At 63.2% G+C, this 13,861-nt stretch carries 12 protein-coding genes; 7 read left to right on the forward strand and 5 right to left on the reverse strand.

Annotation, left to right across the window (positions count from 1 at the left end; all coding sequences use genetic code 11):
- The first annotated feature begins 101 nt into the window (after positions 1–101).
- From flbT to IVB05_RS01230, 6 genes are all read left to right on the forward strand, one after another.
- Positions 102–482 (forward strand): flagellar biosynthesis repressor FlbT, encoded by a 381-nt coding sequence (gene flbT / locus IVB05_RS01205; RefSeq protein ID WP_247782640.1) that lies wholly within the window; start codon positions 102–104, stop codon positions 480–482.
- 294 nt (positions 483–776) lie between these two features.
- The gene (locus IVB05_RS01210; RefSeq protein ID WP_247782641.1) at positions 777–3,506 is read left to right on the forward strand and encodes a hybrid sensor histidine kinase/response regulator; all 2,730 of its coding nucleotides are present in this window, start codon (positions 777–779) and stop codon (positions 3,504–3,506) included.
- A 35-nt stretch (positions 3,507–3,541) separates the two neighbouring features.
- Positions 3,542–4,015: a chemotaxis protein CheW gene (locus IVB05_RS01215; RefSeq protein WP_247782642.1), complete on the forward strand. Its 474-nt coding sequence runs from the start codon at positions 3,542–3,544 to the stop codon at positions 4,013–4,015.
- Positions 4,016–4,043: 28 nt separating this feature from the next.
- On the forward strand, positions 4,044–4,433 hold the full coding sequence (locus IVB05_RS01220; RefSeq protein ID WP_247782643.1) for a response regulator: 390 nt from the start codon (positions 4,044–4,046) through the stop codon (positions 4,431–4,433).
- Positions 4,434–4,464: 31 nt separating this feature from the next.
- On the forward strand, positions 4,465–5,337 hold the full coding sequence (locus IVB05_RS01225; protein ID WP_247782644.1) for a protein-glutamate O-methyltransferase CheR: 873 nt from the start codon (positions 4,465–4,467) through the stop codon (positions 5,335–5,337).
- Between the two features lie 3 nt (positions 5,338–5,340).
- The gene (locus tag IVB05_RS01230; protein ID WP_247782645.1) at positions 5,341–5,664 is read left to right on the forward strand and encodes a PilZ domain-containing protein; all 324 of its coding nucleotides are present in this window, start codon (positions 5,341–5,343) and stop codon (positions 5,662–5,664) included.
- A 103-nt stretch (positions 5,665–5,767) separates the two neighbouring features.
- On the opposite strand, the gene IVB05_RS01235 is transcribed toward IVB05_RS01230, so the two are convergent.
- Complete coding sequence (locus tag IVB05_RS01235) at positions 5,768–7,564, reverse strand: EAL domain-containing protein (protein WP_247782646.1); 1,797 nt, start codon at positions 7,562–7,564, stop codon at positions 5,768–5,770.
- Positions 7,565–7,597: 33 nt separating this feature from the next.
- Positions 7,598–7,960, reverse strand: coding sequence for a hypothetical protein (locus IVB05_RS01240; protein WP_247782647.1), 363 nt, complete (start codon positions 7,958–7,960; stop codon positions 7,598–7,600).
- A 142-nt stretch (positions 7,961–8,102) separates the two neighbouring features.
- On the opposite strand from IVB05_RS01240, the gene IVB05_RS01245 reads away from it, so the two are divergent.
- Complete coding sequence (locus IVB05_RS01245; protein ID WP_247782648.1) at positions 8,103–8,744, forward strand: response regulator; 642 nt, start codon at positions 8,103–8,105, stop codon at positions 8,742–8,744.
- A gap of 60 nt (positions 8,745–8,804) precedes the next feature.
- On the opposite strand, the gene IVB05_RS01250 is transcribed toward IVB05_RS01245, so the two are convergent.
- From IVB05_RS01250 to IVB05_RS01260, 3 genes are all read right to left on the reverse strand, one after another.
- Positions 8,805–12,311, reverse strand: a complete 3,507-nt coding sequence (locus IVB05_RS01250; RefSeq protein WP_247782649.1) for a PAS domain S-box protein — start codon at positions 12,309–12,311, stop codon at positions 8,805–8,807.
- Between the two features lie 61 nt (positions 12,312–12,372).
- Positions 12,373–12,804 carry a response regulator gene (locus IVB05_RS01255; RefSeq protein ID WP_247782650.1) on the reverse strand — a complete coding sequence of 144 codons (432 nt, stop codon included), beginning with the start codon at positions 12,802–12,804 and terminating at the stop codon, positions 12,373–12,375.
- A 215-nt stretch (positions 12,805–13,019) separates the two neighbouring features.
- Positions 13,020–13,739, reverse strand: a complete 720-nt coding sequence (locus IVB05_RS01260) for a GntR family transcriptional regulator (protein WP_247782651.1) — start codon at positions 13,737–13,739, stop codon at positions 13,020–13,022.
- Positions 13,740–13,861 lie beyond the last annotated feature (122 nt).

Genomic DNA, 13,861 nt, shown 5'->3' on the forward strand with positions numbered 1-13,861 from the left:
AAAATTATATGGCGGCATGTTCGCCGCGCATTTGCACGAACGATGTTTCGTAAACGTCGTGAGCCGCCGCGCTCGCGCGCGTGTTCGAACGGGGGACGATTGTGCCGCTACGTGTTGAACTGAAGCCATTTGAACGAATCGTGATCGGCGAAACTGTTCTCGTCAATTCCGGCACGCGCACCTCGTTCCTGATCGACGGCGATGCGCCGATACTGCGCGAGCGAGACACCATCACGGCCGAGACCGCCAACACGCCGGCCAAGCGTCTCTATCTCTGCCTTCAGACCATGTATCTGAAGAACGACATTCCGCGTTACCGGACCGCCTATCAAGGCTTCCTGCGCGAACTGCGCGAGGCCAATCCGGGCGCCCGCATCACAATTGATGCCGCCAACGCCCATGTCGCCTCCGGCGCGCTCTACAAGGCGCTCAAGGAAATCAGGAAGCTGGTGAAGCGCGAAGACGAACTGCTCGCAGCCTGACCGGTGCGACCTTCGCCGCACGCAAGTCCCCAAATCATTATATCCGGCTGCTGTAGCCCGGGCGAGCGAAGCGATCCCGGGGAACGGTGGTAACAACTTCCCACATTCTATTCGTCCGGCATCGCTCCCGGGGCTACGGCTTCATCGTCGTCGACCGCACCGCCGCGAACAGCCGATGACGAGATTTTGTTCACCATATCCGTATTAGCACGGACGGTGAAATTAACGTAGCCGTGAAATCCGGAGGGTTAGTCTGCAGAAGGCCGATATCTGATTTTTTGGAAGGCATGCTCTATGGACGACCTGTTGCGGGAGTTCCTGACGGAGACCAGTGAGAGCCTGGATACGGTCGACAATCAGTTGGTGCGGTTCGAGCAGGACCCGAGCGACGCGAAGATCCTCGATAACATTTTTCGGCTGGTCCACACCATCAAGGGCACCTGCGGCTTCTTAGGATTGCCGCGGCTGGAAGCGCTGGCCCATGCCGGCGAGACGCTGATGGGCAAATTCCGCGACGGCATGCCGGTCAAGGCCGAGGCCGTGACGCTGGTCCTGAGTAGCATCGACCGCATCAAGGAAATTCTCGCAGGCCTTGAGGCCACCGAAACCGAGCCCGAGGGCACCGACGAAGATTTGATCGAGAAGCTGCACGCGATGGCCGAGGGCGGCCACCATGCGGAAGCTGCGGCTGAGCCCGCGCCAGTCCCCGTCGTTGCCGCACCGCCCGTTCAGCCGGCGGTGACATCAGGCACGTTGATCGAGCAGGTGCTGGAACGCCCCTTGCGTCCCGGCGAAGTCTCGCTCGACGACCTCGAACGCGCCTTCCGCGAGACCGCGACCGAAGTCGCGCCCGCGCCGAAGCCCGCCGCCAAGCCGGCCGCGCCGGAAGCCGCCCCCGAGCCGCAGGCTGCAAAGGAAGTAAAGGCAAAACCTGCCAAGCGCGCCGCTGTCGCCGACACCGACGTCCAGGAAGCCGACAAGATCGCCAACCAGTCGATCCGCGTCAACGTCGACACGCTCGAACATCTGATGACCATGGTCTCCGAGCTGGTGCTGACCCGCAACCAGCTGCTGGAGATCTCCCGCCGCAACGAGGACACCGAGTTCAAGGTGCCGCTGCAGCGTTTGTCGAACGTCACCGCCGAACTGCAGGAAGGCGTCATGAAGACGCGGATGCAGCCGATCGGCAATGCCTGGCAGAAGCTGCCAAGGATCGTCCGCGACCTCTCCGGCGAACTCGGCAAGCAGATCGAGCTCGAGATGCACGGCGCCGACACCGAACTCGACCGCCAGGTGCTCGACCTGATCAAGGATCCGTTGACGCACATGGTGCGCAACTCCGCCGACCACGGCCTGGAGACCCCGGCCGAGCGCGTCGCTAGCGGCAAGGGCGAGCAGGGCACCATCCGCCTCTCGGCCTATCACGAGGGCGGCCACATCATCATCTGCATTGCCGACAATGGCCGCGGGCTCAACACCGAGCGGATCAAGGCCAAGGCAGTCTCCAACGGTCTCGTCACCGAGGCCGAACTGGAGAAGATGACCGAAGCCCAGATCCACAAGTTCATCTTCGCGCCGGGCTTCTCGACCGCGGCCACCGTTACCTCGGTCTCCGGCCGCGGCGTCGGCATGGACGTGGTGCGCACCAATATCGACCAGATCGGCGGCACCATCGACATCAAGAGCGTGGCGGGTGAGGGCTCCTCCGTCACCATCAAGATCCCGCTGACGCTCGCCATCGTCTCGGCCCTGATCGTGGAGGCCGCCGGCGACCGCTTTGCGATCCCGCAACTGTCCGTGGTCGAGCTGGTCCGCGCCCGCGCCAACTCCGAACACCGCATCGAGCGCATCAAGGACACCGCGGTGCTGCGCCTGCGCAACAAGCTGCTGCCGCTGATGCACCTGAAGAAGCTCCTCAAGATCGACGACGGCTCGTCAAGCGATCCCGAGAACGGCTTCATCGTGGTGACGCAGGTCGGCAGCCAGACCTTTGGCATCGTGGTCGACGGCGTGTTCCACACCGAAGAAATCGTGGTCAAGCCGATGTCCACAAAACTGCGGCACATCGACATGTTCTCCGGCAACACCATTCTCGGCGATGGCGCCGTGATCATGATCATCGACCCCAACGGCATCGCCAAGGCGCTCGGCGCCTCCGGCTCCTCGGCCCATGAGATGGCCGACGAGGCGTCGGCCGCGCATGCGATCGGCGGCGAACAGCTTACCTCGCTTTTGGTGTTCCGCGCCGGATCGAGCCAGCCCAAGGCGGTGCCGCTCGGCCTCGTCACCCGGCTGGAGGAGATCGCCACCGACAAGATCGAGCTCAGTAACGGCCGCTACATGGTGCAGTACCGCGAGCAGCTGATGCCGCTGGTGCAGATGAACGGGGTCACCGTCCAGACCACGGGCTCGCAGCCGATCCTGGTGTTCGCCGACGACGGCCGCTCGATGGGGCTCGTGGTTGACGAGATCATCGACATCGTCGAGGAGCGGCTGCACATCGAAGTCGCCGGTCAGCAGGAGGGCATTCTCGGTTCGGCCGTGATCAAGGGCCAGGCCACCGAAGTGATCGACGTCGGCCACTTCCTGCCGATGGCGTTTGCCGACTGGTTCTCGCGCAAGGAGATGCGGGCTTCATCAACGGCGCAATCGGTGCTGCTGGTCGACGACAGTGCATTCTTCCGCAACATGCTGGCGCCGGTCTTGAAAGCCGCCGGCTACAAGGTGCGGGTCGCCGTCAACGCGCAGGAGGGGCTGTCCGCGCTGCGCTCGGGCCTCACCTTCGACGTGGTGCTGACCGACATCGAAATGCCGGACATGAACGGCTTCGAGTTCGCCGAAACCATCCGCGCCGACAACAATCTGAGCACGATGCCGATCATCGCTTTGTCCTCGCTGGTGTCGCCGGCGGCGATCGAGCGCGGGCGGCAGGCCGGCTTCCACGATTATGTCGCCAAGTTCGACCGTCCCGGCCTGATCGCGGCGCTGAAGGAACAGACCGCCGAGACCAGCAGAGCGGCATGAACAAGTTCAGCCGGACGGCGTAAGGAAACAAGCACATGACAACCAAGACCGAGACCATCGAGGGCACTGTCGCCGAATACGTCACCGCCGTGATCGGCGGGCAATTGTTCGGCCTGCCGATCTCGCGGGTGCAGGACGTGTTCATGCCGGAACGGCTGACGCGGGTGCCGCTGTCGTCGGCCGAGATCGCCGGCGTGCTCAATTTGCGCGGCCGCATCGTCACCGTGGTCGACATGCGCGCCCGGCTCGGCCTGCCCAAGAACGACGACGGCAAGCCGCCGATGGCGGTCGGCGTCGATCTGCGCGGCGAGTCCTACGGCCTTCTGATCGATCAGATCGGCGAGGTCCTGAAACTCCGCGACGATGGCCGCGAGGAAAACCCCGTCAATCTTGATCCCCGCATGGCCAAGCTCGCCGGCGGCGTTCACCGTCTCGACGGCCAGCTCATGGTCGTCCTCGACATCGATCGCGTTCTCGAAATCGTGCCGAAAACAGCCCTCGCAGCGTAACACCGCGCGTCAAGCAAGGAGGCCTGAAATGAAAACCTGTCTTGTGGTCGATGACTCCAGCGTCGTGCGAAAGATCGCGCGCCGCATCCTGGAAGATATGGATTTCCAGATCACCGAGGCCGAGGACGGCGAGCAGGCGCTTGCGTCCTGCAAGGAGGTCATGCCCGACGCGGTTCTGCTCGACTGGAACATGCCGGTCATGGACGGCTACGAATTCCTCGGCCATCTGCGCCGCCTGCCCGGCGGCGATGCGCCCAAGGTGGTGTTCTGCACCACCGAGAACGGCATGGATCATATTTCGCGTGCGCTGCATGCCGGTGCCAACGAATATATCATGAAGCCGTTCGACAAGGACATCGTCGCGGCAAAATTCCAGGAAGTCGGTCTGGTCGCGCTTAACGAACAGAGCCCGGTCTAAATCTTATCCGCTTGCCCTTGAGAGGCCGCCCGTGACCCCGCCAGACTATGAGTACCTGCGTAAGCTCCTGAAGGATCATTCCGGTCTCGACCTGTCCGCAGACAAGCAATATCTGATCGAAAGCCGCCTGCTTCCGCTGTCGCGCAAATGCGGTGTGCCGGGCATCGGCGAACTCGTGCAGAAAATGAAGGGCGGATCGCCTTCGATCATCGCCCAGGTGGTCGAAGCCATGACCACCAACGAAACCTTCTTCTTCCGCGACAAGGTGCCGTTCGAGCACTTCCGCGATACGATCATGCCTGACGTGTTGAAGGCGCGCGCCGGCCGAAAGAGCATCAGGATATGGTGCGCCGCCGGCTCGACCGGCCAGGAGCCGTATTCGCTTGCGATGTCGCTGAAGGAAATGGGCGCGGCGCTTGCCGGATGGCGCGTCGAGATCATCGCGACCGACCTGTCCACGGAAGTGCTCGAGAAATCGAAATCGGGCATCTACAGCCAGTTCGAGGTCCAGCGCGGCCTTCCGATTCAACTGCTCGTCAAGTATTTCAAGCAGAACGGCGAGCTCTGGCAGATCAGCCCGGAGCTGCGCGCCATGGTTCAGCACCGGCAACTGAACCTGCTGCACGATTTCTCCCAGCTTGGCACCTTTGACATCATCTTCTGCCGCAACGTCCTGATCTATTTCGATCAGGACACCAAGATCAATATCTTCGGCCGTCTCGGAAGGGCGATGGAAGGCGATGGCTTCCTGGTGCTGGGCGCGGCGGAAACGGTCGTCGGCCTGACTGATGTCTTCAAGCCGTTCCCGGACAAACGCGGTCTCTATCGGCCGAGCGGCGCGCGTGCCGCGTCTCCGCAGGGCGCAACGTCGATGCCAAAATTTGTGGCGATGGCGGGACGGTGAGCGATGACAGAGGACGGCAAAGGCGCAGAGCGGGTCACGTTCAGCCGGGGCTATGACGTCTGCATCATGGCGATCGACGGGACCTGGCGCAGGGATTGCCAGCTCAACGCGATCTCGGACACCGACGCCACGCTGACCGTGGAAGGCTCCATCCAGGGCCTCAATCTCAAGGAGTTCTTCCTGCTGCTGTCGTCGACCGGCCTCGCCTATCGCCGGTGCGAACTCGTTCGCGTCAACGGCACGGAAATGGACATCCGCTTCCTGAGAGGCAAGCACGCCAAGAAGCGGCCGAGCGCCTCGTCAAAGGCCGAAGAGGCGATGCACTGAGCCGATCGCACCGCGGGGCGGGATGCCCGACGCGGCGCGGACGATCTGGAGCGTTTCCCAGCGAAGCATGCCTTCGGACTTGATCCGGGGAGACCGGTTCGCCTCAACTCGCCGTTTCAACGGGCGCGGACGATGGTATCGCGCCGGCAAGACCCGACACCAGATGCCGGTAATGCGCGATCGGCTCCGGCCGGCCGATCAAATAGCCCTGAACCTGACACCCTTCCCGCGCGAGGAACGCCCGCTGCTCCTCGGTCTCGACGCCCTCCGCAATGACCGGCAACGCGAGCGTGCGCCCAAGTCTCAGAATGGAGTGGATGATGGCGCCGGCCTGAAAGCTGTCGCCAATCCTGGAGATGAAGGTCTGGTCGATCTTGATCTTGTCGAATGGAAAGTCCTGCAGGTAGGACAGCGATGAATAGCCGGTGCCGAAATCGTCCATCGCGATGCGCACGCCGAGGCCCTTGATCCGGCGCAGGATGGCGAGGGCGCGCTCGAAATCCTCGAACAGCACGCCCTCGGTGATTTCGACTTCAAGGCGTTGTGGATCGAGACCGGTTTCCACGAGCGTCGCAAGGATCATCGCCGCGACATCGCCCCGCCGGAAGTCGACCGGCGACAGGTTTACCGCGATGGTGAGCGGTCGTCGCCAGGAAGCGGCTTCCCGGCAGGCTTCGCGCAGCACCCATTCATCGATCGGGCCGATCGCGCCGATCTCTTCCGCCAGCGGAATGAACAGCCCTGGAGGCACCAGGCCGCGCAGTGGATGCCGCCAGCGTAGCAACGCCTCGAAACCGAAGATACTTCCATTGGGCAGGGCCTGGGGCTGGAAATGCAATTCCAGTTCGTTCTTCGTCAGCGCTGCCCTGATGGCGTGCTGCAGCGCGCGCTTTTCCCGGATCTGGCGGCCCATCGCCGGTTCGAAGCAGCGCATGCTGCCGCGCTGGTCGGCCTTGGCGCGATAAAGCGCGGTCTCGGCATTGGCGGCCAGGGTATCCGCATCGGCGCCGTCGCGCGGGTAGACGCTGGCCCCGATCGTAAGACTGCTCTCGATCTCATAGCCGTCGATGCAAACCGGTTGGTCGAGGACGGTGGCAAGATGGGCGCTGAGCTCCTGCGCCGTCGCCGGTTGCGGGCCATCGGGCGAGACGACGATGAATTCGTCCGCGCCGAGCCGCGCCAGGAACGATCCGCTGCAGGCCGACGTCAGCCTGTGGCTGACTTCCACCAGAAACCGGTCGCCGGTCGAATGGCCGTAGACGTCGTTGATTTCCTTGAACTGATCGACGTCAACGCACAGCACGGCAAACGAGGCATTGCCGGCCGCCAGCTGGAGAGTGTTTGCGATGTGCTCGTTGAACGCCGCCCGGTTCGGCAGGCCGGTGAGCTGGTCGTGAAATGCCAGATGCGCGATCCTTGCCTCGTTTTGCGCGCGCTCGGTGATGTCCTCATGGGTCGAAACCCAGCAGCCGTTTTGCGTCGGGCGATATGAAACATTGACGATGCGGCCGTCGTCGAGCTGGGCGACGAGGCTGTCGGGGCTGCGCGTCGTTATCACCTCCCGCAGCTTCGATCCATATTGTCCGAGGTCGCGATAGGCCGTGCCCGCCGCCTTGCGCGCCTCGAGCATTTCGTCGAGCGTGCACCCGACGCGAAGGCTGTCGGGCGCCAGTTGGTACATTTTGACGTATCGATCGTTCCACAGCAGCAGGCGATTGTCCGGCCCGAACATGCAAAGGCCGTGGCTCATATTGTTGAGCGCCGCGTCGAGCTTCTCCATCGTCGTGGCGGCATCCTGGTCCGACGGTTCGCCTGTGGCATGACGGACGCCAGCCCGCGATCGCAGCAGGTAGCTAACGGCGCGAGAAAATCCGGGTGAAAGTTTGCGGCGGAGGGACATCGTGCGCTCCAGCAGGGCGGTGCCGTGTCGGGCTTACGCCCCGATGACCGAAAGTACCGGCGGGCTTGAGGCGCATGGATCGCTATCGCCGGAATCCGGCAGGGGGCGCAGGGCGATGCCAAGACTGACGTCGCAGGCTTGCAGCGCGGCGGCAGCCTTCATGTAGCGGGGAGATACGTCGTCAAGCACAATGACATTGGTGGAACTCTCGGGACTGCGGGGCGAAGTTTCCGCCGGAGTTTCCGCCGGAGTTTCCCTGGCGATCGTCCGTTCGAGCAGCCGCAGGCTGTTCTGGACGTGCTCGACCAGGCTGACGAGGTCCAAAACCACGGCGCGGTAGGCGTCATTCTGGTCGTGGGGCGCCTGTGCGACGCCGTCGCCTGCTGCATTCCGCATGGGTGCACTCCTTAGTTACTTTTTTAGGGGTGCGTTGCTACTTGTGCGTTAAGCTGCGGTCCCGTACAAATACGGTCCGGTATGGAGTTCGATACCGTTATCCGAGTGTGAGTCACATTCAACCACGCATGGACGATGGAACATGGCTGAGAAAGTCCCCTCCCGTGGGGAGATCTTCGTAGTCGACGACGACCCTGCCGTTCGCGACACGCTATCGATGGTCCTGACGGCGGGTGGCTATCAGGTCATCTGTTTCGCCGACGGCGCCGCGCTGCTGGCGATTGCACGAACGCGGACGCCTTCCTGCATCCTGCTCGATGTGCATATCCCCGGTAAGTCCGGCCTCGATATTCTGAGAGAGCTGCATGGTGAGGATTACCCTGCGCCGATCTTCATGATCTCGGGGCAGGGCGATATCGCCATGGCGGTCAGCGCCATCAAGAACGGCGCGCTGGACTTCATCGAAAAGCCGTTCCGCGGCAGCGAAATCGTGGCGAGACTCGATGAAGCGATCGAGGCTTATGCGCGCCGGCAGGCGGAGAATTCGGCATCTCGAATCGCGACACTGCATTTCCCTGGACGCGAACCGCTTACGCGGCGCGAACGCGAGGTGCTGGAACAGTTCACCGCCGGCGCTTCCAACAAGGAAGCGGGGCGGCATCTCGGGATCAGCCCGCGCACGATCGAGGATCACCGCGCCAATATCATGAAGAAGCTCGGCGCGCGGAATGCGGCTGACCTGGTCCGGATCGTGATGACCACGCAGCGTCAGGGCCAGATCTGATTACAGGTCTGGTTGCAGGCTTGATCGTAAGGCAAGCCGGATGCGGCGCCGCGGCCGCCATCAATCGGCGAGCGCCTTGCGGATCATGATTGCCATATCCGATTTCCGATAGGGCTTGGCGAGCAGCAATACGCCTTCATCGAGCCGGCCGTGGTGAATGATGGCATTCTCGGTGTAGCCCGAGGTGAACAGCACCCGTAAGCCGGGCCTGACCTTCAATATCTCGTCGGCGAGCTGGCGGCCGTTCATGCCGGGCATGATCACGTCGGTGAACAGCAGGTCGAACGCATGGCCGATATGGACGAACGCAAGGGCTTCGGTCGCGTTCGCCGCATCCAGCGTGACGTAACCGAGTGAATGCAGTTGCGCCAGCACGTAGTCGCGCACCAGCTTGTCGTCCTCCACCACCAGAATTGTTTCGTGGCCGCCCTCGACGGCTGGCGCCAGCGTCGGCTCGGCGGCCGGCAAGGCGCCCATGGCCGGCGGCAGGTACATCTTGATCGTCGTACCGTGGCCCTCCTCGCTGTAGATCATGATGTGGCCGGCCGATTGCTTGACGAAGCCGTACACCATGCTCAGCCCAAGGCCGGTGCCCTTGCCGGGGCCCTTCGAGGTGAAGAACGGATTGAATACCTTGTCGAGCATCCCAGCCGGGATACCGCTCCCGGTGTCGCTCACTGCGATCATGGCGTAGCGGCCGGGCCGGACATCGCTGTGCATTCTCGCATAATTGTCGTCGAGTACGACGAAGCCGGTCTCGATGATCAGCTTGCCGCCGTCCGACATGGCGTCGCGGGCGTTGAGGGCCAGATTGAGAATCGCGGTCGCGAGTTGGTTGGGATCGACGATCGCCGGACAGGTCTCGTCCTCGAACACGGATTCGATCTCGACATGCTCGCCGAGCGTCCGCTGCAGCAGTTTCGCGGTGTCGATGATCAGCGTGTTGACGTCGGTTACCTTTGGTTCGAGGGGCTGCTTGCGCGCGAATGCGAGCAGGTGCTGGGTGAGGTCGGCGCCGCGCGACGCCGCCTCGTCGATCATTCGCGTGATGGCGGCAAGCTGCGGTTCGCCCTTGACGGCATCGGCCAGAATTTCGATCGTTCCCGTGATCACGGTCAGGATATTGTTGAAGTCGTGCGCGATGCCGCCGGTGAGCTGTCCCATCGCCTCCATCTTCTCGGCCTGCCGGATCCTGTCCTCGGCCGCGATCCTGTCGGTGAGATCGCGGACGAATCCGTTGAACACGAACCCGCCGCGCGTCTTCAGCGCGGCGATGCTCAGCTCAACCGTGATCTCCTTTCCGTCCCGCCTCCTGACCTGGAGTTCGCGGCGGGGCTGACGGACTACCTCGTTGCCGGAAAGCAGGAAGGATTGCAGGGCCTTCTTGAGAGGTCCTTGCCCGTCCGGCTGGCCCATCAGGTCGAACACATTCCTGTCGAGCGCTTCATCGCGCGGCCAGCCGAAGATATTTTCAGCCTGCGCATTCCAGTCCCGGATAAAGCCCTTCTCGTCGACCTGGACGAAGGCGTCGAGCGCGGTGTCGATGATGCCGCGCGCGAGCTGTTCGCTTTCGCGCAACGTCTCCTGTGCCAGCCGGCTCTCGGTCATGTCGCGGCCGACGAAGAAGAAGCGCCTGGCCGGCTGGGACCACGTTCCGAGCCATGACAGCCACACCTCCCGCCCGTTCTTGTGAATGCAGCGCGTATCGGAAATCTTCGGGCGCTGCCCGCGCCGGGCCGCGCGCATTTCGTGGCGGGAGGTCTCGAGGTGGTCGGGATGAATGAATTCGACCCCGCTGTGGCCGATCATTTCCTCCGGCCGATAACCCAATATGGCCTCGCAGCTCGGGCTGATCTGAACCAGAAATCCCCGGGAATCCATCACCATGATCAGATCCTGCGAGGTCTCGAAGATGCGGCGAAGCTCTTCGGTCTGCCGCCGCAGCATCTGCCTGGTCTTGTTGACCTCGGTGATATCGCGCACCACCTTCGAGATGCCGATGGTCGCGCCTGAGGGGGACTTGATCGGGGAGATGCTGAGCGAGACTTCGATCCGCTGGCCGCCTTTTCGCAGCCGCTCCGTTTCACTGTGTTCGATGCTTTCGCCCCAGCCGATCCGGCGCAGCGCGTCCTGCAGCTCCGGCATTCGATCCTCGGGTACAAGCAGCGTGATGTTCTTGCCCCCGGCTTCCGCCGCGCTGTATCCGAACAGCCGCTCCGCCGCCGAGTTCCAGCCGGTGATGGTGCCGTCGAGCGACATCGTGATGATGGCGTCGTTGGAGGATTCGACCGCCGCGCTGAACAGCCGTTCCCGCTCGGCATGATGGTCGCGCGCCGCCTCGGTGCGGCGATGCTCCTGAACCTCCCGTTCGAGGGCGGTGGTCTTTGCGTTTACTTCGCCGATCGCTTGCGCAAACGCGCGCGCGAGCACGCCGGTCTCGCCGCGTGCGTCGACCGGAATGGCGATCTTCTTGTTACTGGCCACCCCCTGCACGGCTTCGGTCAGCTGCACGATCGGGCGGGTCAGCGACCTCGCGATCAGCACGGCCAGCACTGCCGCGGACAACACCGCGATCCCGCCAACGAGAAGGGAAGTATTTCTGATGCTCGCGGCGGGCGCCATGATGACCGCGTTAGGGGCGGTTTCGATGATGCCAACCCATTCGACGCCGGCTAGCAGAACAGGCGCGAGGGCGATTCCGCCCGGCCGTGCGGCTTGATCCGGAACTATGTCCGCGCTGCCTTGCGTGGCCCCGGCCTGCGAGGCCAGCTGCGGGAAGTCGGCTTTCCAGTCGTTCGACTTGCCGAGCAACCAGCCGAACTCGCGCGATCGGTCCGGGTGAATGAGATAGTCGCCCTGCTTGTTGACGACGTAGATGGTCTCGCCAGGCAATACCGACGACCGGACGCGGTCGAACGCGCGCCGCATGTCGACATTGATCATGAAAAGGCCGAACAGCTTGCCGTCGTCTGCGAATATCGGCGTCGCGATGCGAAGCGTCGGCCTGTGCACCGCCTCTATCAGTCCGTTCCGGCGGCCCAGATCGAGCGGTGAGACGTAGATCTGTCCGGGGCCCAGCCGGATCGTTTCCGGGAAGTAGCTGCGAGTGCTTCTCGCCAGCAAACCCTCTTCGGGCACGATCCGAACCGTGTCGTTCGGTCCCGCGCGATCGACGCGGACTAGCTCACGGCCATCATCATCAAGGCCTATGATCCGAAGCATCGCATAGGCGGGCTTGGCTTCGAGTTCGGCTGCGAAACGTGATGCCAGCCGGTTCCGCCAGGTCATTTCGGAGACGCCATCGACCGGATCTATGCCCCCCGATCTGCGGGCGCGGATCAATCCGTGCAGCGCCGCTGCGGAACGAGAGGCCGCAACATCTCCGATCGCGCTGGCCGCGTAGTATTCGAGGTCGGTGGCGAGCTGCCGCGAATGAGTCTCAATGCGGTCGCGGGCCCGCAGCAGGAGCGCCTGTTCCAGGTTGCGATAGTTCAGCCATCCGACCGCGGAAACCGCGATCGCGACCAACGCAATCATCGCGATGGCAAGCCTGGTTGTGAGCGTCATGTCGGTGCCCGCTCGCCCTCCGCTCCGGCGAACTGCCGGGCAAATCCGATGCTATGGCGCATTACGGTGAGGAAGCAACACCGCCGGTGGGCCGGGACAGTGAACCGCGCTCGGCAGCCTCCAGACAGCCCGTGACGGCAGCCAGCAGGTCGGCTGGCCGGAACGGCTTCTGCAGGCTGGAAACCGCGCCGAGCTTGGTCGCCATGGTCAGGAAGTCAGGGGCGGTGTCCGCCTCCGAAGAGATCGGCCGGCCGGAGATGACGATGATCGGAATTTGCGGCCGTTGCTGGCGAACCATCCGCATGGTTTCAAATCCGTCCATTCCCGGCATGAAAATGTCGAGGAACAAGAGATCGAAGTCTGCGGTCTGACATAAGGCGAGGCCCTTCCGGCCGTCGCTGGCCGTGACCACGCTGTGGCCGGCGCGCTCCAACAGCAGACGGATGGTCACCTGGACCGCCGCATCGTCATCCACGACCAATATTCGTGCCAAAGTAAAAGTTCTCCGGACCCCGCTGGAATCAAGTGAACGGCGATTGCGAGTTTTGCCGAATCCTCGTGCTGTCGCAACTGCTTCACCGTCTGGAACATTCCGGTTGGTCGTCAAAACGCCGGGATAAAAACCCAATTATCCGCCTGTTGCCGGGCAGACAAGCACAAAGCCCGCCACCCGGCGAGCCGTGATTCGCCAAGCAAGGGCCACAAGGATCAGTTGCTGAGATATTCCGGATTGCGCGATCGAATCCGGGCGAGTTCGCTGAGCGTGCCTGACAGATGGGTGCGCAGGTGCTTCTGCGCCTCGTCGGGTTCCCCGGCATCGATCGCCTTCACGATCAATCTGTGATGCCGCACGATATCCTGCGCCTTGCCGGGCGAGGGCAGATGCATCCGGCGCAGCCTGTCGATATGCCCGCTGCGGCTGCGCACCAGCACCCAGATGTCCTGTTTGTCGGCTGCCGCATAGAGCTGGCTGTGGAACTCGTTATCGGCGGCCATGAATTTTTCGAAGTCGCCCGCTTTGGCATATTGCTGCTGGCGGGCAATCGTCGCGTGAAGTTCGGCGACGAGCGCCTCGTCGTGCTGGATCGCGAGCCCGCGCACGATTTCGAGTTCGACCGCCTGCCGCAGGAAATGCGCCTGCTGCGCCAGTCGCACGTCGACCCGGCTGACCACGGTTGCATACTGCGGGAAGACGTCGACAAGCCCTTCTTCTTCAAGCCGCATCAGCGCATCGCGGATCGGCGTCGAACTGACGCCGAATTGTCCGGCGAGCGCAGCGCGCGACAGCGGCGATCCCGGCGGCAGTTCCAGCGAGATGATCATGCCGCGCAGGCGCTCGAACACCTGCGGCGCGGCCTGGCGGTCGCGATCGAGCCGGTCGGCGGAACGCGGGGCTGCGCGGCGGGAGGCGGTTTGCGGGGGAGCCATCGGGCGACCAGCCGTTCCAGAATGGACTTGCTTCAGATGCACTAATACATTAGTGCATCTTCCCAGAAGCGTCAACGAGACGCCGGAGGAGATGCACAATGAAAAACGGGATGTGGAGCGCC

It is taken from the genome of Bradyrhizobium sp. 170 (assembly GCF_023101085.1).
GTDB lineage: Bacteria > Pseudomonadota > Alphaproteobacteria > Rhizobiales > Xanthobacteraceae > Bradyrhizobium.